The 22,281-nt window shown below is 66.6% G+C and carries 23 protein-coding genes; 10 read left to right on the forward strand and 13 right to left on the reverse strand.

Annotated features, from left to right (window positions below):
- The first annotated feature begins 10 nt into the window (after positions 1–10).
- From scpA to bioB, 6 genes are all read left to right on the forward strand, one after another.
- Positions 11–2,179, forward strand: coding sequence for a methylmalonyl-CoA mutase (gene scpA / locus D8S75_RS10375; RefSeq protein ID WP_119966258.1), 2,169 nt, complete (start codon positions 11–13; stop codon positions 2,177–2,179).
- 192 nt (positions 2,180–2,371) lie between these two features.
- Entirely contained in the window at positions 2,372–3,400 is a 1,029-nt protein-coding gene (gene meaB, locus D8S75_RS10385; protein ID WP_119966260.1) for a methylmalonyl Co-A mutase-associated GTPase MeaB, read from the forward strand.
- A gap of 42 nt (positions 3,401–3,442) precedes the next feature.
- Positions 3,443–4,975, forward strand: a complete 1,533-nt coding sequence (locus D8S75_RS10390) for an acyl-CoA carboxylase subunit beta (protein WP_119966261.1) — start codon at positions 3,443–3,445, stop codon at positions 4,973–4,975.
- 27 nt (positions 4,976–5,002) lie between these two features.
- The gene (locus D8S75_RS10395) at positions 5,003–7,051 is read left to right on the forward strand and encodes an acetyl-CoA carboxylase biotin carboxylase subunit (RefSeq protein ID WP_119966262.1); all 2,049 of its coding nucleotides are present in this window, start codon (positions 5,003–5,005) and stop codon (positions 7,049–7,051) included.
- A 129-nt stretch (positions 7,052–7,180) separates the two neighbouring features.
- Complete coding sequence (locus D8S75_RS10400; RefSeq protein WP_119966263.1) at positions 7,181–7,657, forward strand: VOC family protein; 477 nt, start codon at positions 7,181–7,183, stop codon at positions 7,655–7,657.
- 392 nt (positions 7,658–8,049) lie between these two features.
- Positions 8,050–9,096, forward strand: coding sequence for a biotin synthase BioB (bioB, locus tag D8S75_RS10405; RefSeq protein WP_119966264.1), 1,047 nt, complete (start codon positions 8,050–8,052; stop codon positions 9,094–9,096).
- Here the strand turns inward: bioB and D8S75_RS10410 are convergent.
- From D8S75_RS10410 to D8S75_RS10440, 7 genes are all read right to left on the reverse strand, one after another.
- Complete coding sequence (locus D8S75_RS10410) at positions 9,086–10,270, reverse strand: response regulator (RefSeq protein WP_119966265.1); 1,185 nt, start codon at positions 10,268–10,270, stop codon at positions 9,086–9,088. The genes bioB and D8S75_RS10410 overlap by 11 nt on opposite strands.
- Positions 10,267–13,314: a response regulator gene (locus D8S75_RS10415; protein WP_119966266.1), complete on the reverse strand. Its 3,048-nt coding sequence runs from the start codon at positions 13,312–13,314 to the stop codon at positions 10,267–10,269. Before D8S75_RS10415 ends, D8S75_RS10410 begins: the two co-directional genes overlap by 4 nt.
- Positions 13,315–13,324: 10 nt before the next feature.
- Complete coding sequence (locus D8S75_RS10420) at positions 13,325–13,816, reverse strand: putative pterin-binding protein (RefSeq protein WP_119966410.1); 492 nt, start codon at positions 13,814–13,816, stop codon at positions 13,325–13,327.
- Between the two features lie 314 nt (positions 13,817–14,130).
- Positions 14,131–14,325, reverse strand: a complete 195-nt coding sequence (locus D8S75_RS10425) for a YgaP family membrane protein (protein ID WP_119966267.1) — start codon at positions 14,323–14,325, stop codon at positions 14,131–14,133.
- Positions 14,326–14,377: 52 nt separating this feature from the next.
- On the reverse strand, positions 14,378–14,824 hold the full coding sequence (locus D8S75_RS10430) for an OsmC family protein (protein ID WP_119966268.1): 447 nt from the start codon (positions 14,822–14,824) through the stop codon (positions 14,378–14,380).
- Between the two features lie 15 nt (positions 14,825–14,839).
- A complete protein-coding gene (locus tag D8S75_RS10435; RefSeq protein WP_119966269.1) occupies positions 14,840–15,133 on the reverse strand; it encodes a rhodanese-like domain-containing protein in 294 nt (97 codons plus the stop codon).
- Positions 15,134–15,145: 12 nt separating this feature from the next.
- Entirely contained in the window at positions 15,146–15,355 is a 210-nt protein-coding gene (locus tag D8S75_RS10440; RefSeq protein ID WP_119966270.1) for a YgaP family membrane protein, read from the reverse strand.
- A gap of 150 nt (positions 15,356–15,505) precedes the next feature.
- On the opposite strand from D8S75_RS10440, the gene D8S75_RS10445 reads away from it, so the two are divergent.
- A complete protein-coding gene (locus D8S75_RS10445) occupies positions 15,506–15,844 on the forward strand; it encodes an ArsR/SmtB family transcription factor (protein ID WP_119966271.1) in 339 nt (112 codons plus the stop codon).
- 260 nt (positions 15,845–16,104) lie between these two features.
- Here the strand turns inward: D8S75_RS10445 and D8S75_RS10450 are convergent, their stop codons facing one another.
- The gene (locus D8S75_RS10450) at positions 16,105–16,590 is read right to left on the reverse strand and encodes a MarR family winged helix-turn-helix transcriptional regulator (protein WP_119966272.1); all 486 of its coding nucleotides are present in this window, start codon (positions 16,588–16,590) and stop codon (positions 16,105–16,107) included.
- 53 nt (positions 16,591–16,643) lie between these two features.
- Here D8S75_RS10450 and D8S75_RS10455 point away from each other — a divergent pair, with 53 nt between their 5' ends.
- Entirely contained in the window at positions 16,644–17,195 is a 552-nt protein-coding gene (locus D8S75_RS10455; protein WP_119966273.1) for a PaaI family thioesterase, read from the forward strand.
- Positions 17,192–17,605 (forward strand): lactoylglutathione lyase, encoded by a 414-nt coding sequence (gloA, locus tag D8S75_RS10460; RefSeq protein ID WP_119966274.1) that lies wholly within the window; start codon positions 17,192–17,194, stop codon positions 17,603–17,605. Before D8S75_RS10455 ends, gloA begins: the two co-directional genes overlap by 4 nt.
- Positions 17,606–17,661: 56 nt before the next feature.
- Here the strand turns inward: gloA and D8S75_RS10465 are convergent, their stop codons facing one another.
- Positions 17,662–18,837, reverse strand: coding sequence for a GGDEF domain-containing protein (locus D8S75_RS10465; RefSeq protein WP_157982629.1), 1,176 nt, complete (start codon positions 18,835–18,837; stop codon positions 17,662–17,664).
- 233 nt (positions 18,838–19,070) lie between these two features.
- On the opposite strand from D8S75_RS10465, the gene D8S75_RS10470 reads away from it, so the two are divergent.
- Positions 19,071–19,208 (forward strand): hypothetical protein, encoded by a 138-nt coding sequence (locus tag D8S75_RS10470; RefSeq protein WP_232829011.1) that lies wholly within the window; start codon positions 19,071–19,073, stop codon positions 19,206–19,208.
- 7 nt (positions 19,209–19,215) lie between these two features.
- On the opposite strand, the gene D8S75_RS10475 is transcribed toward D8S75_RS10470, so the two are convergent.
- The 4 genes from D8S75_RS10475 to D8S75_RS10490 all read right to left on the reverse strand — a co-directional run bounded on the left by D8S75_RS10475 (position 19,216) and on the right by D8S75_RS10490 (position 22,270).
- Entirely contained in the window at positions 19,216–19,896 is a 681-nt protein-coding gene (locus D8S75_RS10475) for a hypothetical protein (protein WP_119966277.1), read from the reverse strand.
- Positions 19,893–20,882, reverse strand: coding sequence for an MlaD family protein (locus D8S75_RS10480; RefSeq protein WP_119966278.1), 990 nt, complete (start codon positions 20,880–20,882; stop codon positions 19,893–19,895). The genes D8S75_RS10475 and D8S75_RS10480 overlap by 4 nt, the downstream gene beginning before the upstream one ends.
- Positions 20,883–20,902: 20 nt before the next feature.
- Positions 20,903–21,700, reverse strand: a complete 798-nt coding sequence (locus D8S75_RS10485; RefSeq protein WP_370807597.1) for an MlaE family ABC transporter permease — start codon at positions 21,698–21,700, stop codon at positions 20,903–20,905.
- A 105-nt stretch (positions 21,701–21,805) separates the two neighbouring features.
- Positions 21,806–22,270 carry a Cd(II)/Pb(II)-responsive transcriptional regulator gene (locus D8S75_RS10490; protein ID WP_119966280.1) on the reverse strand — a complete coding sequence of 155 codons (465 nt, stop codon included), beginning with the start codon at positions 22,268–22,270 and terminating at the stop codon, positions 21,806–21,808.
- Positions 22,271–22,281 lie beyond the last annotated feature (11 nt).

Genomic DNA, 22,281 nt, shown 5'->3' on the forward strand with positions numbered 1-22,281 from the left:
AACACCCGCAATGAGTGACCACCCCAACAAGACCACGCCCGAATTCGCCAGCGCGAGCCTCGAAGCCTGGAACAAGGCCGCCGCCAAGTCGGCGCCGGGCGGGGACGTGAACGCCCTGAACTGGGTCACGCCCGACGGCATCACCGTCAAGCCGCTCTACACCGCGCAGGACACGAAAGACCTGCCCTACGCCGACACGCTGCCGGGCTTCGAGCCCTTCCTGCGTGGCCCGCAGGCCACCATGTACGCAGTGCGCCCCTGGACGATTCGCCAGTACGCGGGCTTCTCCACGGCCGAGGAATCCAACGCCTTCTACCGCAAGGCGCTGGCCGCCGGCGGGCAGGGCGTGTCGGTGGCGTTTGACCTGGCCACGCACCGGGGCTACGACAGCGACCACCCCCGCGTGACCGGCGACGTGGGCAAGGCTGGCGTGGCGATCGATTCGGTGGAGGACATGAAGATCCTGTTCAACGAGATCCCGCTCGACAAGGTGAGCGTCTCCATGACCATGAATGGCGCCGTGCTGCCGGTGCTGGCGGGCTACGTGGTGGCGGCGGAAGAGCAGGGCGTGTCGCAAGACAAGCTCAGCGGCACCATCCAGAACGACATCCTCAAGGAGTTCATGGTCCGCAACACCTACATCTACCCGCCCAAGCCGAGCATGCGGATCATCGGCGACATCATCGAGTACACGGCCAAGAACATGCCGAAGTTCAACTCGATCTCGATTTCGGGCTACCACATGCAGGAAGCCGGCGCCAACCAGGCGCTGGAACTGGCCTTCACCCTGGCCGACGGCAAGGAATACGTGAAGACCGCCATCGCCAAGGGCATGGACGTGGACGAATTCGCCGGGCGCCTCTCCTTCTTCTGGGCCATCGGCATGAACTTCTATCTGGAAGTGGCCAAGATGCGCGCCGCGCGCCTGCTGTGGTGCCGCATCATGAAGGGCTTCAACGCCAAGAACCCCAAGAGCCTGATGCTGCGCACGCACTGCCAGACCAGCGGCTGGAGCCTGACCGAGCAGGACCCGTACAACAACGTGGTGCGCACCACCATCGAGGCCATGGCGGCCGTGTTCGGCGGCACGCAGAGCCTGCACACCAACGCGCTCGACGAAGCCATCGCGCTGCCCACCGAGTTCAGCGCCCGCATCGCGCGCAACACGCAGCTCATCATCCAGGAAGAAACCCACATCACCAACGTGATCGACCCCTGGGCCGGCAGCTACATGATGGAGAAGCTGACGCAGGACATGATGGACGCCGCCTGGAAGATCATCGAGGAGGTCGAGGCCATGGGCGGCATGACCCAGGCCGTGGACAGCGGCTGGGCCAAGCTGAAAATCGAAGCCGCAGCCGCCGAAAAGCAGGCGCGCATCGACTCCGGCAAGGACGTGATCGTCGGCGTGAACAAGTACAAGCTGGCCAAGGAAGACCCCGTGGACATCCTGGAGGTGGACAACCTCAAGGTGCGCGACGGCCAGATCGAACGCCTGAAGAATATCCGGGCAAAACGCGATGCAGCCCAGGTGGAAAAAGCGCTGGCTGCTCTCACTTCTGCAGCAGAATCCGGCCAGGGCAACCTGCTTGACCTGGCCATCAAGGCCGTGCGCCTGCGCGCCACGGTGGGTGAAGTTTCCGACGCGCTGGAAAAGGCCTTCGGGCGCCACCGCGCCGACACGCAAAAGGTGACCGGTGTGTACGCTGCTGCCTACGATTCCGCCGAAGGCTGGGACAAGCTCAAGTCCGAGATCGACGCCTTCGCCGCGCAAGAGGGCCGCCGCCCCCGCGTGATGATCGCCAAGCTGGGCCAGGACGGCCACGACCGGGGCGCCAAGGTGGTGTCCACCGCCTTCGCCGACCTGGGCTACGACGTGGACATCGGCCCGCTGTTCCAGACCCCCGAGGAATGCGCGCGCCAGGCCATCGAGAACGACGTGCATGCCGTGGGCATCTCCACCCTGGCCGCCGGCCACAAGACGCTGGTGCCGGCCATCATCAAGGCCCTCAAAGAGCAGGGCGCGGACGACATCATCGTCTTCGTCGGCGGCGTGATCCCGGTGCAGGACTACGACTACCTCTACGAAGCCGGCGTGAAGGGCATCTACGGCCCCGGCACGCCGATCCCGGCCAGCGCCAAGGATGTGCTGGAGCAAATCCGCAAGGCCCGCGCGTGATGCCATGACCAAAGTGGGACGTGCGGGGGGCGCTCTGGGCTGCATGGCCATCTTCACTGTCTTTGCGGCAGTGTGCTGGCTTGAGAGCATGCATGGCGTGTCCTTCCTCTTGCTTGCCCTTGGCGTGTGCTTCATGCTCATCTTTACTTTTGCGTCTGAGGACACCATCAAATTGATCGGATCGTGGTGGGTATGAACAGCGAGCAATTGGTTCACGGTGTGCTGAATGGTGGGGCCGCAGCCCAGCGTCGCGCCATGGCCAAGGCCATCACGCTGCTCGAATCGACCCGCGCCGACCACCGCGCGCAGGGCGATGCGCTGCTCACGCAGCTGCTGCCGCACACGGGCAAGGCGTTCCGGCTGGGCATCAGCGGCGTGCCCGGCGTGGGCAAGTCCACCTTCATCGAGGCGCTGGGGCTGTACCTGATCGCCCAGGGCCTGCGGGTGGCCGTGCTGGCGGTGGACCCGTCGAGCAGCGTCTCGGGCGGCTCCATCCTGGGCGACAAGACGCGCATGGAGCACCTCTCCATGCACGAGCAGGCCTACATCCGCCCCAGCCCGAGCAGCGGCACGCTGGGCGGCGTGGCCGAGAAGACGCGCGAAAGCATGCTGGTCTGCGAGGCTGCGGGCTACGACGTGGTGATCGTCGAGACCGTGGGCGTGGGCCAGAGCGAAACGGCCGTGGCCAACATGACCGACATGTTCGTGCTGCTGCAGCTGCCCAACGCGGGCGACGATTTGCAGGCCATCAAGAAGGGCGTGATGGAGATCGCCGACCTGGTGGCCATCAACAAGGCCGACATCGACAAGGCAGCCGCCACGCGCGCCGAGGCGCAGATCGCGTCCAGCCTGCGCCTGCTGAGCCAGCACGGCAACCCCGAGCACGCCCACCACGACACCACGCAGTGGCACCCGAAGGTGGTGCAGATCAGCGCGCTGCAGGGGCAGGGCATCGACGCCTTCTGGGCGGCCGTCACGCAATACCGCCAGCTCCAGACCGCCAACGGCCGCCTGGCCGCGCGGCGCGAGAAGCAGGCCCTGGCCTGGATGTGGGAGCGCATCGACGCCGGCCTCAAGCACGCCTTCCGCCAGCACCCGCAGGTGCGCGAGCTTTTGCCGCGCCTGCAGCAGGACGTGGCAGCGGGGCGCGTGGCGGCCTCGACTGCGGCAAGAAATCTGCTTTCAGCCCAATATGGGCAAGCGCAAGCAGCTATAGATTAAGTAGCAAACAACACCACCCAAAGTTCACACAAAGGACGAACCATGCAAGACATCCTGGACCAACTGGAGAAAAAGCGCGAGCTTGCGCGCCTGGGCGGCGGGCAAAAGCGCATCGACGCGCAGCACGCCAAGGGCAAGCTCACGGCGCGCGAGCGTATCGAGCTGCTGCTCGACGACGGCACCTTCGAGGAATGGGACATGTTCGTCGAGCACCGCTGCACCGACTTCGGCATGGAAGGCAACAAGATCCCCGGCGACGGCGTGGTCACCGGCTACGGCATGATCAACGGCCGCCTGGTGTTCGTGTTCAGCCAGGACTTCACCGTGTTCGGCGGCGCGCTGTCGGAAACGCACGCCGAGAAGATCTGCAAGGTCATGGACCAGGCCATGAAAGTGGGCGCCCCCGTGATCGGCCTGAACGACTCGGGCGGCGCGCGCATCCAGGAAGGCGTGGCATCGCTGGGCGGCTATGCCGACGTGTTCCAGAAGAACGTGCTGGCTTCCGGCGTGGTGCCGCAGATCAGCATGATCATGGGCCCCTGCGCGGGCGGCGCGGTGTACTCGCCCGCCATGACCGACTTCATCTTCATGGTGAAGGACAGCAGCTACATGTTCGTGACCGGCCCCGAGGTGGTCAAGACCGTGACGCACGAGGAAGTGACCGCTGAGGAACTGGGCGGCGCCATCACCCACACCAGCAAGAGCGGCGTGGCCGACATGGCGTTCGACAACGACGTCGAGGCGCTGCTCATGCTGCGTCGCCTGTACAACTACCTGCCGCTGAACAACCGCGAAAAGGCCCCGGTGCGCCCGAGCAACGACCCGGCCGACCGCGCCGACCTGTCGCTCGACACCCTGGTGCCCGACAACCCGAACAAGCCGTATGACATGAAGGAACTCATCGTCAAGACGGTGGACGACGGTGACTTCTTCGAGCTGCAGCCCGAATACGCCAAGAACATCATCATCGGCTTCGCCCGCATGGAAGGCCAGACCGTAGGCATCGTGGCCAACCAGCCCCTGGTGCTGGCCGGCTGCCTGGACATCAAGTCGAGCATCAAGGCCGCGCGCTTCGTGCGCTTCTGCGATGCCTTCAACATCCCCGTGGTCACCTTCGTGGACGTGCCCGGCTTCATGCCCGGCACCAGCCAGGAATACGGCGGCATCATCAAGCACGGCGCCAAGCTGCTCTACGCGTATGCCGAGTGCACCGTGCCCAAGATCACCGTCATCACGCGCAAGGCCTACGGCGGCGCCTACGACGTGATGAGCTCCAAGCACCTGCGCGGCGACGTCAACTTCGCCTGGCCCAACGCCGAGATCGCCGTGATGGGCGCCAAGGGCGCCGTGGAAATCATCTTCCGCGAGGACAAGAACGACCCCGTCAAGCTCGCCGCCCGCGAGGCCGAGTACAAGCAGCGCTTCGCCAACCCCTTCGTGGCCGGCGCGCGCGGCTTCATCGACGACGTGATCCTGCCGCACGAGACGCGCAAGCGCATCTGCCGCTCGTTGGTCATGCTGCGCGACAAGAAGCTCGACAACCCCTGGCGCAAGCACGGGAACATTCCGCTCTAAGAAGAACAAGAACCCAGGAGATCACACATGTTCACCAAAATCCTGATCGCCAACCGTGGCGAAATCGCCTGCCGCGTGATTGCAACGGCCAAGAAGATGGGCATCCAAACTGTCGCCGTCTACTCCGACGCCGACAAGGAAGCCCGCCACGTCAAGCTGGCCGACGAGGCCGTGCACATCGGTGCGGCGCCCTCGCGCGAGTCGTACCTGCTGGCCGACAAGATCATTGCCGCCTGCAAGCAGACCGGCGCGCAGGCCGTGCACCCGGGCTACGGCTTCTTGAGCGAGAACGAAGCCTTCGCCAAGCGCTGCGAGGACGAGGGCATTGCCTTCATCGGCCCCAAGGCGCATTCCATCGCGGCCATGGGCGACAAGATCGCCTCCAAGAAGCTGGCTCTGGAAGCCAAGGTCAACACCATTCCCGGCTACAACGACGCCATCGCCGGCCCCGAGCAGGCGGTGGAGATCGCCAAGGGCATCGGCTACCCCGTGATGATCAAGGCCTCGGCCGGCGGCGGCGGCAAGGGCCTGCGCGTGGCGTTCAACGACAAGGAAGCGTTCGAAGGCTTCGCTTCCTGCCAGAACGAGGCACGCAACAGCTTCGGCGACGACCGCATCTTCATCGAGAAGTTCGTGCAGGAGCCGCGCCACATCGAGATCCAGGTGCTGGGCGACAGCCACGGCAACGTGATCTATTTGAACGAGCGCGAATGCTCCATCCAGCGCCGCCACCAGAAGGTGATCGAGGAAGCGCCGTCGCCCTTCATCAGCGAGGCCACCCGCAAGGCCATGGGCGAGCAGGCGGTGCAGCTGGCCAAGGCCGTGAAGTACCAGTCGGCCGGCACGGTGGAGTTCGTGGTCGGCAAGGACCAGGACTTCTACTTCCTGGAGATGAACACCCGCCTGCAGGTGGAGCACCCGGTGACCGAGTGCATCACCGGCCTGGACCTGGTCGAGCTGATGATCCGCGTGGCCGCCGGCGAGAAGCTGCCGCTCACGCAAGCCGACGTGAAGCGCGACGGCTGGGCCATCGAGTGCCGCATCAACGCCGAGGACCCGTTCCGCAACTTCCTGCCCTCCACCGGCCGCCTGGTGCGTTTCGCGCCGCCCGAGGAGAGCATGTTCCAGTCCGACACCAGCAAGAAGCATGGCGTGCGCGTGGACACCGGCGTGTACGAGGGCGGCGAGATCCCGATGTACTACGACTCGATGATCGCCAAGCTCATCGTGCACGGTACGGACCGCAACGACGCCATCGCCAAGATGCGCGCCGCGCTCAACGGCTTCGTCATTCGCGGCATCAGCAGCAACATCCCGTTCCAGGCCGCGCTGCTGGCGCACCCCAAGTTCGTCACGGGCCAGTTCAACACCGGCTTCATCGCCGAGCACTACGGCAAGGGCTTCTCGGCCGAGGACGTGCCGCACGACGACCCGGACTTCCTCGTCGCGCTGGCCGCCTACATGAACCGCCGCTACCGCGCGCGCGCCTCGGGCATCAGCGGCCAGCTGGCCGGCCACGAGGTGAAGGTGGGCGAGCAGTTCGTGGTGGTGACGCTGGGCCACGAGGGCCAGAACACGCACACGGCCGTGACGGTCTCCGATTTTGAAGACAAATCGGGCTCCAGCGTCGTGCAGGTGAGCGCCAAGAGCTATCAGATCAATAGCACCGCGACGCTGGGCCAGATCCGCGTGCAGGGCAGCTGCAACGGCCAGGGCTTCACCGCCCAGGTGGAGCGCGGCGTCGGCAAGAACCCGCTGGCCCTGCGCATCGCGCACAACGGCACGCAGATCGAGGCCATGGTGTTCTCGCCCCTGGGCGCGCAGCTGCACCAGCTCATGCCCTACAAGGCGCCGCCGGACCTGTCCAAGTTCCTGCTCTCGCCCATGCCGGGCCTGCTGGTCGATGTGGCCGTGCAGCCCGGCCAGAAGGTGCAGGCCGGCGAAAAGCTCGCCGTGATCGAGGCCATGAAGATGGAGAACATCCTCTTCGCCGCGCAGGACGGCGTGGTGGGCAAGATCGTGGCCGGCAAGGGCGAGTCGCTCGCGGTGGACCAGGTGATCCTGGAATTCCAGTGATCCCGCACGCGGTCAAAAACAGGGGCCTCGTGCCCCTTTTTTGAGTGTTTTTGGCCTCTGGCGCTTATGCAGCAAGCGCGAGCAGCTATCAATAATGAAGCGGCCTGGGTGCCGCAACAGGAGAAACCCATGACAGCCAACACCCCGCAACGCCCCTTCAAGGTGCTCGGTATCCAGCAGGTCGCCATTGGCGGCATCGACAAGCAGCGCATGAAAACCCTGTGGGTCGACATGCTGGGCCTGCAGCAGACCGGCACCTTCCAGAGCGAGCGCGAGAACGTGGACGAGGACATCCTGGCCATGGGGCAGGGCGCCTTCAAGGTCGAGGTGGACATCATGCAGCCGCTCGACATCGAGAAGAAACCCGCCGTGCACACCACGCCACTCAACCACATCGGCCTGTGGATCGACGACCTGCCCAAGGCCGTGGAATGGCTCACGGCCCAGGGTGTGCGCTTCGCGCCCGGCGGCATCCGCAAGGGCGCGGCGGGCTACGACATCACCTTTCTGCACCCCAAGAGCAACGACGAGTTCCCGATCGCGGGCGAGGGCGTGCTCATCGAGCTGGTGCAGGCGCCGGCCGACGTGATCGCGGCGCTGGGCTGATACCGGCCGGGCATTTCCTTTGGAGCGAGGCGGGAGCGATCCCGCCTCGCTTTTTTTGTGCCTGTCGCGGGATGGACCCTGCGCCGCTGCCGCGAACGTCGCGTCATGAAGCGGCGTTTTGTGCGCCGTTGGCTGCGGGTTTGCGTGATTGTCTTGATCGTGCGCTCATTGGCCGCTATCCCTCTGACATCGGCATGCAAAACCGCAGATGGAAGCGCGCAGATCAACCACGAATGAATTGGCAGGATTTATTACCTTGCGAGCGATTCATTCTCCGAAATATGGGCGCAGAATCGCTGCCGCGCCACAGTCCGCCATGCCAACGGTGGCGCAATTTGTTACCAACCGCGAACCCATGCCATGGGTCTCGCCGTACTCGGAGGACTCTCTTCATGCCCACCACTGCCACGCCCCATCCCGTCACAGTGCACCCACGCCCCGCGCCCATCGCGGCCACGGGCCCCTGGACGGTGGAAGCCGTGCAGGCCCTGCTGGACCGGCCGCTGCTGGACCTGGTGTACGAGGCGCAGACGGTGCACCGCCAGCACTGGCCCGACGCCAGCATCGAGCTGGCCACGCTGCTGTCGGTGAAGACCGGCGGTTGCCCCGAGAACTGCGGCTACTGCCCGCAGGCGGCCGAGTTCGAGACCGGCGTGAAGGCCGAGAAGATGCTGGCCGTGGACGAGGTGCTGCGCAACGCCCAGGCCGCCCGCGACGCCGGCGCCACGCGCTTTTGCATGGGCGCGGCCTGGCGCGCGCCCAAGGACCGCGACATCGAGAAGATGGCCGAGCTGATCGGCGCCGTGAAGGGTCTGGGCCTGGAGACCTGCGCCACGCTGGGCATGCTCGAAGCCCACCAGGCCCGGGCCTTGAAGGAAGCCGGGCTGGACTACTACAACCACAACCTCGACACCGCGCCCGAGTACTACCAGGACGTGGTGAGCACGCGCCAGTACCAGGACCGGCTCGACACCCTGGAAAACGTGCGCGCGGCCGGCGTCAAGGTGTGTTGCGGTGGCATCGTGGGCATGGGCGAGGCGCCGGTGCACCGCGCCGGGCTGATCGCGCAACTGGCCAACCTGGGGCCGTACCCGGACTCGGTGCCCATCAACAGCCTGGTGCGCGTGCCCGGCACGCCGCTGGCCGACAGCGAGCCCATCGACCCGTTCGATTTCGTGCGCGTGATCGCCGTGGCCCGCATCACCATGCCCAAGGCGCGGGTGCGCCTCTCCGCCGGGCGCCAGCAACTGGGCGAGGCGGTGCAGGCGCTGTGCTTCCTGGCCGGGGCCAACTCGATCTTCTATGGCGACAAGCTGCTGGTGACAGGCAACCCCGACGCGGACGCCGACGCGCGGTTGCTGGCCCGGCTGGGCCTGCGGGGCTACCAGGCCACCACCAGCGTGGACGACACGCTGCCGGTGCAGCCGGTCAGGGCTTGAAGTCCGGCGCGCCGGCTTCGTCGGGCAGGTCCTTGGCCAGCCGTTCGCGCTGGGCGTGCAGGGTCTGCTCGCCATCGGCGAAGCGCAGCGCGATCTGGCGGAACTCCTCGGACAGTTCCATGAAGGAGTCCACCAGGTCGGGATCGAAGTGGCTGCCCCGGCCGTCCTGGATGATGCGCACGGCCTCCTCGTGGCTGAAGGCGCGCTTGTACACGCGCTCGGAGATCAGCGCGTCGTACACGTCGGCCACGGCCATGAGCCGCGCCGACAGCGGGATGGTGTTGCCCATGAGGCCCTGCGGGTAGCCCGATCCGTCCCACTTTTCCTGGTGGCTGTAGGCGATTTCCTTGGCGTAGCGGAAGAAGGGGTTGCCGTGCGAGGTCTGGCTCTCCGCCGCCAGGATGGCTTCCAGGCCCAGCGTGGTGTGGGTCTTCATGACCTCGAATTCCTCGGGCGTGAGCTTGCCGGGCTTGAGCAGGATGCGGTCGGGAATGCCCACCTTGCCAATGTCGTGCAGCGGCGCGGACTTGAAGATCATGTCGATCGCGTCGTCGGTCAGCTCGTCCTTGAAGCGCGGGTGGTCCTTGAGCTGGAGCGCCAGCGCCTTCACGTAGTACTGCGTGCGCTGGATATGGTTGCCGGTTTCGTTGTCGCGCGTTTCGGCCAGGGAGGCCATGGCGCGGATGGTCACGTCCTGCAGCTCGGCCACCTCGCGGGTGCGGCGCGCCACCTCCAGCTCCAGGTAATGGTTGTGGTTGGTCAGGATGTCGCGCGCCCGCTTGACCTGCAGGTGGTTGCGCACCCGCGCCAGCGTGATGGCGGGGTTGATGGGCTTGGTGATGTAGTCCACCGCGCCCAGCTCCAGGCCCACGGTTTCGTCGTCCGAGGCGCTCATGGCCGTGAGGAAGATGACCGGAATGTCCTCGGTCTCGGGGTTGAACTGCAGGCGGCGCAGCACCTCGTAACCGTCCATCCCGGGCATCATGATGTCGAGCAGGATCAGGTCGGGCTTGCTTTCGCCGGTGGCGATCTCCAGCGCGCGTTCGCCGCTGTTGGCGAGCTTGACCTTGTAGTCGGTGCGCAGCAGGCTGCTCATCAGCGTGAGGTTGTCGGGGGTGTCGTCCACCACCAGCACGGTGCATCGGCCCTGGGGTTCCAGTAGCGGGTTGGTCATGGTGCGTTCCCTCCTTGTGTCGTTGTGTGCGGCGTGGCGCGCAGCGCGGCCAGCGCCCGTGGAAAATCAAACTGCTCCAGCGCGTCCGCCAGGCTGGCATGGGCCGGGCCGAGAACGGCCCGGAGCGTGGGCGCGGATTCATGGAACAGCGCAATGGCGTCCGCGTCGTCGTCGGCCAGCAGGGTGTCGAGCCGCGCGAGCAGCGCGCGCGCGGCTCCATCGTCCGGCCCGGCGCTGTGCTCGGGGGCCGCCATGGCGGCGGCGGGCGTCGGGTCTGGCAACGCATCGCGCAGCGCCTGCACCAGCCGGGCGCAGCCGGCCTCGGTGGGGGAGAGCAGGGCATCGAGCGTGTCCATGGGGGCCTGCCGGGCAATGGCCAGTTCGGCCGCCTGCGCCTGCTCGGCCAGCGTGGCGGCGCCGATGGTGGCGGCCGTGCCCTTGAGGGTGTGCAGGGTGCGCTGCGCGTCCTGCCACTGGCCGGCGGCCAGTTGCGCGCGGGCTTGCGCCACGGCGTCGGCCTGCCCCACGGCGAACCGGCGCAGCAAGCCTTCGTAGGCATCGGCCTTGTGCAGCACGCGGCGCAGCCCGGCGGTGGTATCCAGGCCATCGATGCGGCGCAGTGCCTCGCCCAGTGCCGCAGCCCCGGGCGGCGCAGCGGCCGGTGCGGGAGGCGCGTCCGCCTGGGTGCGGGGGGCTATCCAGCGCAGCAACTGGCCGAACAGTTCCTCGGGATCGATGGGTTTGGCGATATGGCCGTTCATGCCGGCCTGCAGGCAGCGGTCCCGGTCGGCGCTCATGGCGTTGGCCGTCATGGCCAGCACGGGCAGCCCCGCCCAGGCCGGGTTCTGCCGCAGCAAGCGCGTGGCCGTGAGCCCGTCCATCACGGGCATCTGCATGTCCATCAGTACCGCGTCGTAGGGGTTGCGGGCCAGCATGTCCAGGGCCGCCTGCCCGTTGTCGGCCACGTCCACCACCAGGCCCGCCTCGCCCAGCAGCTCGGCGCCCACCTGCTGGTTCAGGTCGTTGTCGTCCACCAGCAGCACGCGCGCGCCGCGGATGGACTGCAGTGCCTCCAGCGTGGCGCTGCTGTGCGGTGCCGGTGGCGGCGCGTCGTGGCTGGCCAGCGCGGAATGCCCGAGCGCGCGCATGGCGGCGTCGAACAGCTGCGAGGGGCTGACCGGCTTGGTCAGCATGTGGGCGATGCCGCTGCGCTCCAGTTCCTTGAGGGCGTCGTCGCGGCCATGGGCGGTGACGAGCACGGACGCGGGCGGCGCGGCCAGCCGCGCCAGTTCGGCGTGGGTGGCGAAGCCGTCCATGCCGGGCATCTTCCAGTCGAGGAAGGCCAGTTCGAAGGGCGAGCCCGCCGCCTCGGCCCGCCGGGCCAGCGCGACGGCCTCCTCGCCCGAACGTGCCGTGGTCACGACAAAGCTCATGGGGCCGAGCATGCCGGCCATGATCTGGCACGCCTGCTCGCTGTCGTCCACCACCAGCACGCGGCGGCCGCGCAGGTCGGGCGTGGGCAGCAGGGCTTCGTGCCGGACCTGCCCCAGGCCGAGGCGCGCGGTGAACCAGAAGGTGCTGCCCTGGCCGGGCGTGCTGGCCACGCCCACTTCGCCGCCCATCAGCTCGGCCAGCCGCTTGGAGATGGCCAGGCCCAGCCCGGTGCCGCCGTATTTGCGCGTGGTGGAGGCGTCGGCCTGCTCGAAGGAGCGGAACAGCCGCGACTGCTGCTCTTCGCTCAAGCCGATGCCGGTGTCCTGCACCTCGAAGCGCAGCAGCAGCCCCGGGCCGGCCGTGCCGTCCGGCGCGGCCTCGCGCACGCGCACGACGATCTCGCCCTCGTCGGTGAACTTGATGGCGTTGTTGGCGTAGTTCACCAGGATCTGGCCGAGCCGCAAGGGGTCGCCGCGCAGTTCGTCGGGCAGGGCGGGGGACACGTCGAACATCAGCTCCAGCCCCTTGGCGGCGCATTTTTCGGCGAGCAGGTTGGCCACGTTGTCGAGCACGCCGCGCAGGTCGAAGTCCACCACCTCGACCTCCAGCTTGCCGGCTTCGATCTTGCTGAAGTCGAGGATGTCGTTGATCAGTCCCAGCAGGTGCTGGCCCGAGCGTTGGATCTTCTGGACATAGTCGCGCTGCTTGGCCGACAGCTCGGTGTTCAGCACCAGGTGCCCCAGGCCGATGATGGCGTTCATGGGGGTGCGGATCTCATGGCTCATGTTGGCCAGGAAGTCTGATTTCATCTGCGAGGCGTCTTCGGCCTTGGCCCGCGCGACCACGAGTTCCTCCTCGTGCTGGCGCAGGGATTCGTTGGCGTCGCGCAGTTCGGCGGTGCGCTGCGCGACGCGGGCCTCCAGGGCCTCCTCGTTGCGCTGCAAGGCCGTCACCAATTCGGCCTGCGCCGCCAGGGCCTGGGATTTGGCCTGTTCGCGCGCCACGAACTGGCGCGCCATGGCGAAGGCCAGCAGAAAGGTCAAGAGCGCCTGGAAGCCGGTAAGCGCCGTGGTCAGCAGCGTCTGGCGCTGCACCTCGGCGTTGCGCTGGTCGCCCAGCAGGGCGGACAGGCGCGCGGCGTTGAGCGCCACTTCCTGCACGGTTTCGCGCAGCCCGCCCAGTTCCTCGCGCAGCAGCGCCATGTTCTTGCGGCTGGAGCCGGCGTCCACGCTCTGGCCGAAATAGTTGTCGCCCATGGACACGAACTGCTGCAGGGCCCTGAGCGCCACCGGGTAGATCGGCTCGTTCTGCATGAGGCTGCGGGCGGTGCCGGCCTCCAGGGCGCTGAAGCGGCTGAGGAACAGGTCGTAGCGCAATGCCACGGTGTCGAGCGGCATGCTCTGCGGATCGGTCACGAACTGGTGGAGCGAGTGGTTGAGCCGCTCGTATTCCACGTTGAGCTGCAGGAAGGACCACAGCGCGTTCACGTCGCCCCGGCGCATGACCGCCTCGACGTTGCGGTACTGCTGGTACTGCACCACGCCGACGGCCACGTACACCAGCACCAGGCCTGCGGTGACAAGTTTCAGGAAATGCTTGCTGCGCAGCATGCACGCCTTGTCAACGGATGCGCAGCACGCTCAGCTGCCAGGCGGCACGGTTGTAGTACAGCTCCGAGCGCAGCTCGGCCTTGGTGTCGAAGGGGTAGACGATGAACAGCGGCCCTTTTTCGCGCACCGGCATGGGTCGGTTGTTCATGAGCCGGGCGACGATGGCGTCGTGGCGGTGGATGTCGTCGAATGGAATCTCGGTCTTGTAGTCGTTCAGCGCCACGGCCGTGATCTTGCTGCCCTTGCCTCCCGCCGCAGCGATCACGTCGCGCAGCAGGGGGCCGGTGAAGGTGACCGCATCGGGATACCAGGGGGTGCGCGTGGTGAAGCTGCGCTGGGGGAGTTTCTCCAGCATCTGCATGTCGAACTGCGCCTTGTTGCCCTGGTTGGTTTCGCTGATACCGCCTTCGATGGTGAGAACCACCGGGCCGGTCGGCTTGTCCAGGGCCCATACCAGGGAGCCGCAAAGCACCAGGCCCAGAGCCAGGGCCGAGGCTTGCATGGCGGCCAGAGCCCTGCGGTAGGGCATGGCATGTGGCAGGCGGCGATCAGACATCGTGCATTCCCCCTCGTGGCGGTTGCCCACGCGGCAAGGGTTCGCCGCGCTGAACACCGGATGGGAATGGTTATAGCAGCCGCCCGTTAATTCTGTAAGGAATATTTGGGGTGCACGCATGTGCCGTGTGGCGTCCGCGCCGCCGCCAGGCCGTTCGCGCCACCGGCCTGGATGCTATCTAAATAATAGCCGCAAGCGCAATACAGACGGCATGAAAGCCGATTTTCATGAAAAATCTTCGGCCTCCACGCCGGGAGCGGCTACTTGCGTTCCATCGGGCAGGTATTGATGCCCAGCAGCGTGTAGGCCGGACAGAAGCGGAACAGCCCGGTGGCCAGCGGCACCACGCCAATCCAGCCCCAGAGGCCCACCGTGCCGGTGGCGGCCAGGCCGATCAGCACCAGGCCCGCCAGAATGCGCAGTACACGGTCCACGGTTCCTACGTTGAGTTTCATGGGAGTTTCCTTTCGTTGACGGTGGCGCGCCGGGATGGCGCGCCTTTTCCATTCATTTCAGGCGCAGGCCCTCGGAGTCGAACACCTGCAGTTCGATGGGAATACCCTGGCCCACGCTCTGGGTCACGGTGCAGTAGGCCTCGAACTGTTCCAGCACACGGTCCAGGTGCTGCAGCGTGGATGCGGGCACGCCCAAATGCAGCGTGGCCGTCATCTTGAGCACGCGCAGGCGCTTTTGCTCATTGCGGCCGACCTCGGCCTCGACGGTGCAGCGCAGGGGCTCGGGTGCTTGCTTGAACTTGCGCAGCGCGAACAGCAGCGAGTCCGACAGGCAGTTGCCCACGGCCGCCGCCAGCAATTGCACCGGCGAAGGCCCCTGGCCCGAACCCAGCGGCGCGGGCTCGTCGGCCACCAGGATGGCGATGGCCGGGCCAAAATCGACATCGAAACGGTAGTCCTGCTGCTGGCGCAGGGTCACGCTTTCAGTGCTTTCACTCATGGTGTCTTTCTGTGGTCAAGGGACACGCCGGATGCCCAGCCCGGTCTGCATGGCCACCATGCCGACCGAGCCGCCATTGCGCACCCGGCTATAGCCGAGCTGCTGCAGCCCGTGCAGCGCCATCTGCGAGCGCGCACCGGAGAGGCAGTAGAGCAGCAGATCAGCCGAAAGGTCCGGGAGCAGGGCGCGGGCGTCCTCCATCAGGCGGTCCAGCGGCAGGTTCAGGGCGCCATCGACATGGCCCGACTGGTATTCGCCTGGGGAGCGAACGTCCACCAGCATCGGCCCCTTGGCTTGGCTTGGCTGCATCGCGTGCTCCGATCAGCAGCCAGGCTGGATGCCCAGCTTGCGCAGGATGTTCTCCAGAAGGCACCATTTGGTCAGCCCGCTCTGCAGCAGGTTGGCGCCGACGAATGCCGTGAAGGCCAGCCACCAAGTATTGACGAACAGCGGGCTGCCCGGCACCCCCAGTGCCAGGGAGAGCAGGATGAAGGTGCCGGCCAACAGGCGCACCACTTGCCAGGAAGTCATGTTTTCTCCTTTGCGTGAGCAGGAATGGATGGTTGAACGAATTATTTAACCAAACAGCTAATTAGTCAAATGCTGTATCATTGAGTTGCCGGCGCACAGGGTGCGCGTGCCGGTGCCTTATGCTTGCACCCTTACCAGGTCTTCCGCGCCATGAAAAATCTTCCTCCCGAGGCCCTGCAGCAGGTGGCCTCCTATTTCCAGACCCTGGCGGAACCCACGCGCCTGCGCATCCTGAACTACCTCCGTGATGGCGAACACAACGTGGGTGAGCTTGCCCAACTCTGTGGCTATACAGCCGCGAATATTTCGCGCCATCTGTCGCTGATGACCCAGCAAGGCCTGGTCCGGCGCGAGAGCCGGGGCACGAGCGTCTACTACAGCATCGCCGATGAATCGGTCTACGCGCTCTGCGATCTGGTGTGCGGCAGCATCGCGCGGCAGTACGAGCGCAACGCCAAGAGCCAGCACGCCATCTTTTCGCGCGAATAGCGAACAGTGGGTGGAACTGGCCCCCTCCAGGTTTTGTTATTTAACATAATATACATCGTATCTACTCAAGCAAGGCGGCAAGCTGCGCCGCCATGACCCGGGCACCCGCCCCTGGCGCGCTTCGCTACGGGCTGCCGGGACGGCTCATTCGGGCACGCCCTGGACCCCCGAGGCCGCGTACTTATCGGTACAGCTGGTATTCGCTGAAGCCGCACGGCTTCGTCGCATCGCTCACATGCAAAGTGAGCCGCTGTGCGGGCCTATTCGTCGTCCTCGGCCTTGCCACTTACCGGGGCGAGCAGGTCAAGCGACTCGTCCACCAGCGCGTGAAGCGCCAGCACGCGTTCCACGCCCAGCAATTGGTTCAGGCTCAGCTGCGCTGTCTTCCAGCAGCGCTGCGCCTCCTCGCGCTTGGCACGGCCCTCTGCGGTGATGCGCACGACGCGGCTGCGCGCGTCGCTGCCCTGTTCCATGACCACCCAGCCGGCATCAAGCAGGGGCCGGAGATTGCGCGTGAGCGTGGAAGGCTGCATCCACATGGCTTGGGCCAGGTCGCCCAGGCGCAGCGGTCCCAGCTTGAGCACATGCGAGAGCAGCGAATACTGCGTGGCCTTGAGACCGCTGGGCACCATGGCCATTTCGTAATGCTGCGCCACGCGGCGCATGAGCTGGCGCAGCTTGAGGTTGGTGCAGCCCTGCGGTATCGCCGCGACGGGTGGCGCCAAGGTGACTTTGGTGGCTTGCATGGTTTTTATTGTATCTGCAATAATTGCATATGCAAATTTAAGTAGAGGCTTTCATGACGAACCATAGCACCCTGGAACAATGGCTGGCGCAGGAACGCGAAACGCAGGCCCGGCTGGATGCCGGCGCGGGCCCCGGCGTGGCCCGGCCCGACCAGATCGCCGGCCTCACCGGCCTGCAGCAGATGCAGGCTTTGCTGCGCGGCGAACTGCCTTACGCCACCATCGCCCGGACGCTGGATTTCCTGATCGTCGAGGTGGACGAAGGCCGCGCCGTCTTCCAGGGCGCGCCCGGCCCGACGCACCTCAATCCCATGGGCACGGTGCATGGCGGCTGGTACGCCACCCTGCTCGATTCGGCCCTGGGTTGCGCCGTGCACACACGCATGGAACCAGGCCGCGGCTACACCACGGCGGAACTGGGCGTGAACCTGGTCAAGGCCATCAGCCCCAAGGTCCAGCGTGTGCGCGCGGAAGGCCGCGTGCTCCACTGCGGGCGCCAGCTGGCCACGGCCGAGGCGCGCCTCGTGGGCCCCGATGGCACGCTGTACGCCCACGCCACGACGACCTGCCTGGTTTTCGATCTGCCGGCACAATCGCGGGCATGAGAATCCTTCACACCATGCTGCGCGTGGGCAACCTCCAGCGCTCCATCGACTTCTACACCCAGGTGCTGGGCATGCAACTGCTGCGCACCTCGGAGAACCCCGAGTACAAGTACTCGCTGGCCTTCCTCGGTTTCGACGGGGGCAACCCCGGGCAAGCCGAGATCGAGCTGACCTACAACTGGGGCGTTGAAAGCTACGACCATGGCAGCGCCTACGGCCACATCGCCCTGGGCGTTGCCGATGCCTACGCGGCCTGCGAGCGCATCAAGGCGGCCGGTGGCAATGTGACGCGCGAGGCCGGCCCGGTCAAGGGCGGCACCACCGTGATCGCGTTCGTGACCGACCCCGACGGCTACAAGATCGAACTGATACAGCGCGCCGAGAGCGCCAGCGGCGCGGGCCTGCGCTGAAATCGCTATCTATTTGGTAGCTGCTGGCGCCCTGTTGGAGGGCGCTAAAGCCATTTTCAATCATCATCGGGCTGCTTGCACACGACGCGGTCACGCCCCTGCTCCTTGGCCAGGTAGAGCGCCACGTCGGCCAGCCGCAGCGCGTCTTCAAGGCGTTGGTGCGATTGCGGCCGCACGTAGGCCAGCCCGATGCTGATGCTGACACGCCCATCCGGCCCGAGGGCCGCATGCGGCAGGTTCAGCGCAGCCACGCCGGTGCGGATCTTCTCCAGAATGGCCCGCAGGTGCTCTTCGCTCACGTCGTACCACAGGCCGACGAACTCCTCGCCACCATAGCGCGCCGTGATGTCCAGCGGGCGGCGCGCGTGGCTGCCAATGACCTGTGCGACCATTCTCAGCGTCTCATCGCCTGCTGCATGGCCGTAGTGGTCGTTGTAGCGCTTGAAGTGATCGACATCCATCATCGCCACGCCCAGCGCATGCCGCTCGCGCAAGGCCTGGCGCCAGTTGCTTTCGGCCCGCGCGCTGAAGGCGCGGCGGTTGAGCAGGCTGGTGAGGAAATCCTTTTCGGCCAGGTCCTGCAGCTGCTTCTGCGCCAGGAAGTTCTGCCGCGCGGCATATTCCAGGAAGTAGCAGCCCACCGAGCCGATCACGTTCGAGGTGCCAAGGAAAAACGCGTTGTACAGCAGCACCGCGCCAGGCATTCCGGCAAGCCATTCCATGCCGAGGTAGGCCGTGCAGGTCAACCAACCGCACAGGGCGGCTGGGACAAAACGCAGGCCCGTGAGGAAGTAGAAATAAAACGTGACGAGAATGATGCCTTCATAGGGCAAGGGAAAGGCGTGGACACGCGCCAGCCAGATGATGGCCACCACGCCCAGCCCGCAGGCGAGCGAGGCCGTGCCGCCTATCCACTGCAGCCAGCGGTGCAGCCGGGGCCGGTAGGTGGCCAGCCAGGCCAGTGCCAGGACCGGCATCAGGCCCAGGCGCAGCGCCAGGATGCGCGAGCGCACCGGCTCGGGCAGGCTGATGGCGTCGAGCACCGCGAACAGCAGGAACAACGCCATGGCCACCAGCAGTGCCCAGCGCATGCGCAGCAGGTACACGGACAGGTGGTAGCGACGAAACTCCTTCTCCAACCCGCCGGCAAACTTCAGCAGGCGCAATCCCTCGGGGTCTTGCCCGGACTGGAGGGTGCCATGGTCTGCTGATTCCGGTCCCGGTGGGTACACGCGCTGCCTTCCTTGGTCCACAAAACTGTGTCACATCGTAACAGCGCCAAAGGCACGCGCAACCATTGGATACGGACTGGGGAATTCGTCTGACAACCATCAAGGCGCGGGATCGCTCTAATCGTTCAGGTAGCCCATGTCCATGGGTGCGCCACTCCACGAAAGGCCCCGCCATGCCCCACCGACTGACACCACCACGCCCACAGGCGCCGCTGCGTGCTCTGGGGGCATTCGTGACCGCCGTTCTGCTGGCCCTGGTGGCTTCCGCTGCACTGCTGCTGCCTGACACGACCGTGCAGTCGGTCGATTCGATGTCCGGCGTGCTCGAAGGCCTGGGCCGCACGCTGGATACGGAACTGGCGGGATACTGAGGCCTGCTCAGGGCAGCGCCCCGCCCTGCTCCACCAGCAAGATGCGCCGCCGCAGGCGCGCGGCCTCCTCGGCCTGCCCCGAGGCTTCGGCGTGCTGTGCCTGCACCAGCAACCAGGCCAGCAGCGGACGGCGCCAGCCTTGCCGGGATGCCGTGTCCACGGCCAGACGCAGGGTGGCGGGATCGGCCTGCCCGGCCTGCAGCAGCACCCCCGCAGCCACCAGCCGGGAGAGCGGATCGGCCATGGCTTCCAGCACGGGGGCCTTGGCACCCGCCGCAGCGGTGGCCGCCGCCCGCTGGGCCGGGGGAAGCAAGGCCGCATCCTCGGGAGGCAGGCGTCCCGCCAAATAGTCGGCATAGGCACGCTCGCTCGCGCCGGCATCCGGGCGCAGGGCATCGAAAGCGCCGCAGGGGCCGAGTTCCAGACTGGCCGCGCGGGCCGCGCACTCCAGCAGAACCACCCGGGCCAGCAGGGCGGGTTGGCCGGTGCGGGCGGTTTCCTGGTGCGCGCGGCTGAATTCCAGCGCGGCCACCCGGGTCTGGCCCGACAGATAGGCCTCCACCGCTTTTTGCGCCGCGCCGTGGGCGTTCAACTGCCAGTCGGGTACCGGCGGCTGGCTGGTGCAGGCGGCCAGCGCCAGGCAGGCCAGCAGGCCAAGCCATCTGCGAGGTGTCGATTGGCTGGTCATGGCAGCGTTACCTCGGTGTCGCGCGCAAAAGGCCATTTGCGGTTGATTTCGTTGACCAGGCCTTCGATCTTGCGCAGGTTGGCTTCGACCTCGGCCCGCAGCGCACCCAGGTCGGCCGTGCCCTCGCGCACGTTGGCGCCCACGGCCTGCGCCTCGGCCAGCACGGCATCGACCTTTCGCAGGCTGGTGCGCGTGTCGGCCAGCAGGCCACCGAGCTGCGCCACCGTGCCCTGTACCTCGGGCAGCACGCCGCGCGGACCGAACACCTGGGTGTCGGCCTTGGCGGCCATGCCGTCGATGCGGGCCAGCAAGGCGTTGGTGCGGTCGAGCGTGGCGACGATCTTGCGCGCATCCTGCTCGTTGCCCATGAGCACCTGCAGCGCGCCGCCCGGCCCCTTGAGGCGCTCGGTGAGTTCCTGCGCGTTGGACAGGCTGGCACCCAGGGCGGAATCCTGCGCCGTGAGGGCATTGAGGTTGGCCAGCAGCTCGCGCGCCGATGCCATGAGCTGCGGGATCTCGGAGGTGGCGTCGCCGCGCAGCACCGGGCGCACGGCACCGTCGGGCAAGGGCGCGTCCTGCAGCATGCCGCTGTAGGCGCGGATGTTCGTACCGCCCACCACGCCGCGCACCAGCGTGAAGATGCTGGAGACACGCAGCCAGTGTGCGTCCTTGCGCGCCACGTCCACGACGATGCGCACATCGCCTTGCTCGGCCAGTTCGATGCGCCGCACCCGCCCGATGGGGAAGCCGGAAAACGTCATGTCCATGCCCACGACCACGCCCTCGGAATCATCGGCCGTGAGCACCAGGGTCTGCGTGGGCTCGAAGGCGCCACGCGCATGGAGCAGGTAGAGGGTCGACCCCGCGATGAGCACCAGCGTGAAGGCCAGCAGGGCCAGCGCCTTGAGGTGCAGGTGAGGCACGGGACGCAGCATCTCCTCGGCCATGCCAGGCGGCGCGGATACGGGCGGTGCGGGGTCTTGCATGGCGCGGCTCCTTCGGGAATTCAGTAGTAGTTGCCCACCAGCGAGGCCACTTCGATCAGCAGCAGCACGGCGAACATGCGTGCCAACCCCCCCAGCTCTGAATCCAGGGCGGAGGTGTCGCCGGAATCGTGCATGGCGCTGGCCATGGGAATCAGCGCCACGGCCAGGCTCGACAGCGCCGTCTTGAGGCCGAAAACCAGCGTGACCGCTGGCGAGAACACATGGCCGAACATGCGCGTGTAGCCCGGCAGGCCCGCCAGATTGAAGCCGTACACGCCCAGGTAGGCCATCACGAGCGCGACCACGCACGAAAGCGCGGCCAGCGTGACGCAGGCGAACATGCCGGCCGCGACGCGCGGCAGCAGCTCCATGCGTACCGGATCCCCTCCCTGGCTGCGCAGGGCATCGAAATGCCCCCGCTGGCGCAGCGCGGCCAGCCGCACGCCGCCGGGGATGGTGCAGCGCATGGCCACGAACAACGCGGCCGTCAGCGGGATGAGTTCAAGCACCAGCACGCGGATGACCATCTCCAGCGCATAGACCGACAGTCCGTAGCTCAGCGCGGTGACCACCACGATGCGCGTGAGCACCAGGCTCAGCAACGCCGCCAGCAGTGTGAAACCGGGCAGGATGGGCACCGTGTCGAGGTAAACCTGGCGGGCCAGGCGCCGCCGCGCGGCCGGGCCGTAGCTCGACGGTGAAAGCAGCAGCACCATGGCCACCGCCCCCAGGTAGACGATGCGGCCCCAGGCCAGCGCCCAGCGCCGCAGCGCGCGCCAGAAGCGGTCGGGCAAGGTGGGGGCCAGCACGCGGGACATCATGGCCGCATGATAGCGCGCGGCTCTTGTTTTTTGGGCAAAAATAGCATCAAACGCTTTAACCACAAGCGCCAGCAGCTATATATTCAATAGCATTTTACCGTCTCATACATGGCGCTTGGTGGCCGGGGCGCGTACCGCGCCCGGCAGCGCCTGCGCATCGGCCCGTGCGTGCAGGGCCTCGATGATGCGGCAGTGATCGCCGCTGCCGTCGCAGCGCTCGCGCAGGGCCAGGAGATCCTGCTCCAGGGCCTGCAATTCCTGCAAGCGCGTGCGTACATGCTCCAGGTGGCTGTCCAGCGTCTCGCGGGCAGCGTCACAGTCGGCCTTGGCGGACAGGTCCAGCTCCAACAGGGTGCGCACCTCGTCGAGCGACATGTCCATGGCCCGGCACAGGCGGATGAAGCGCAGGCGGTGCACGTCCGCGCCGCCATAGAGCCGGTAACTGTTGTCGCCGCGTCCGCCCGGCGTGAGCAGGCCTTCCTTTTCGTAGTAGCGGATATTGGCGGCGCTCACGCCCGACAGGCGGGCGGCTTCGCCGATACGATAGTGGGTCGTGTTGCCGGGCATGCTTGACCTTC

Source organism: Simplicispira lacusdiani (genome assembly GCF_003604195.1).
In the GTDB taxonomy this organism is placed as follows: domain Bacteria; phylum Pseudomonadota; class Gammaproteobacteria; order Burkholderiales; family Burkholderiaceae_C; genus Simplicispira; species Simplicispira lacusdiani.

Bases quoted from the DNA above. Each gene is read 5' to 3' on its own strand.
- scpA (WP_119966258.1), top strand. From the start codon at position 11: ATGAGTGACCACCCCAACAAGACCACGCCCGAATTCGCCAGCGCGAGC.
- meaB (WP_119966260.1), top strand. From the start codon at position 2,372: ATGAACAGCGAGCAATTGGTTCACGGTGTGCTGAATGGTGGGGCCGCA.
- D8S75_RS10390 (WP_119966261.1), top strand. From the start codon at position 3,443: ATGCAAGACATCCTGGACCAACTGGAGAAAAAGCGCGAGCTTGCGCGC.
- D8S75_RS10395 (WP_119966262.1), top strand. From the start codon at position 5,003: ATGTTCACCAAAATCCTGATCGCCAACCGTGGCGAAATCGCCTGCCGC.
- D8S75_RS10400 (WP_119966263.1), top strand. From the start codon at position 7,181: ATGACAGCCAACACCCCGCAACGCCCCTTCAAGGTGCTCGGTATCCAG.
- bioB (WP_119966264.1), top strand. From the start codon at position 8,050: ATGCCCACCACTGCCACGCCCCATCCCGTCACAGTGCACCCACGCCCC.
- D8S75_RS10410 (WP_119966265.1), bottom strand. From the start codon at position 10,270: ATGACCAACCCGCTACTGGAACCCCAGGGCCGATGCACCGTGCTGGTG.
- D8S75_RS10415 (WP_119966266.1), bottom strand. From the start codon at position 13,314: ATGCTGCGCAGCAAGCATTTCCTGAAACTTGTCACCGCAGGCCTGGTG.
- D8S75_RS10420 (WP_119966410.1), bottom strand. From the start codon at position 13,816: ATGCAAGCCTCGGCCCTGGCTCTGGGCCTGGTGCTTTGCGGCTCCCTG.
- D8S75_RS10425 (WP_119966267.1), bottom strand. From the start codon at position 14,325: ATGAAACTCAACGTAGGAACCGTGGACCGTGTACTGCGCATTCTGGCG.
- D8S75_RS10430 (WP_119966268.1), bottom strand. From the start codon at position 14,824: ATGAGTGAAAGCACTGAAAGCGTGACCCTGCGCCAGCAGCAGGACTAC.
- D8S75_RS10435 (WP_119966269.1), bottom strand. From the start codon at position 15,133: ATGCAGCCAAGCCAAGCCAAGGGGCCGATGCTGGTGGACGTTCGCTCC.
- D8S75_RS10440 (WP_119966270.1), bottom strand. From the start codon at position 15,355: ATGACTTCCTGGCAAGTGGTGCGCCTGTTGGCCGGCACCTTCATCCTG.
- D8S75_RS10445 (WP_119966271.1), top strand. From the start codon at position 15,506: ATGAAAAATCTTCCTCCCGAGGCCCTGCAGCAGGTGGCCTCCTATTTC.
- D8S75_RS10450 (WP_119966272.1), bottom strand. From the start codon at position 16,590: ATGCAAGCCACCAAAGTCACCTTGGCGCCACCCGTCGCGGCGATACCG.
- D8S75_RS10455 (WP_119966273.1), top strand. From the start codon at position 16,644: ATGACGAACCATAGCACCCTGGAACAATGGCTGGCGCAGGAACGCGAA.
- gloA (WP_119966274.1), top strand. From the start codon at position 17,192: ATGAGAATCCTTCACACCATGCTGCGCGTGGGCAACCTCCAGCGCTCC.
- D8S75_RS10475 (WP_119966277.1), bottom strand. From the start codon at position 19,896: ATGACCAGCCAATCGACACCTCGCAGATGGCTTGGCCTGCTGGCCTGC.
- D8S75_RS10480 (WP_119966278.1), bottom strand. From the start codon at position 20,882: ATGCAAGACCCCGCACCGCCCGTATCCGCGCCGCCTGGCATGGCCGAG.
- D8S75_RS10485 (WP_370807597.1), bottom strand. From the start codon at position 21,700: ATGTCCCGCGTGCTGGCCCCCACCTTGCCCGACCGCTTCTGGCGCGCG.
- D8S75_RS10490 (WP_119966280.1), bottom strand. From the start codon at position 22,270: ATGCCCGGCAACACGACCCACTATCGTATCGGCGAAGCCGCCCGCCTG.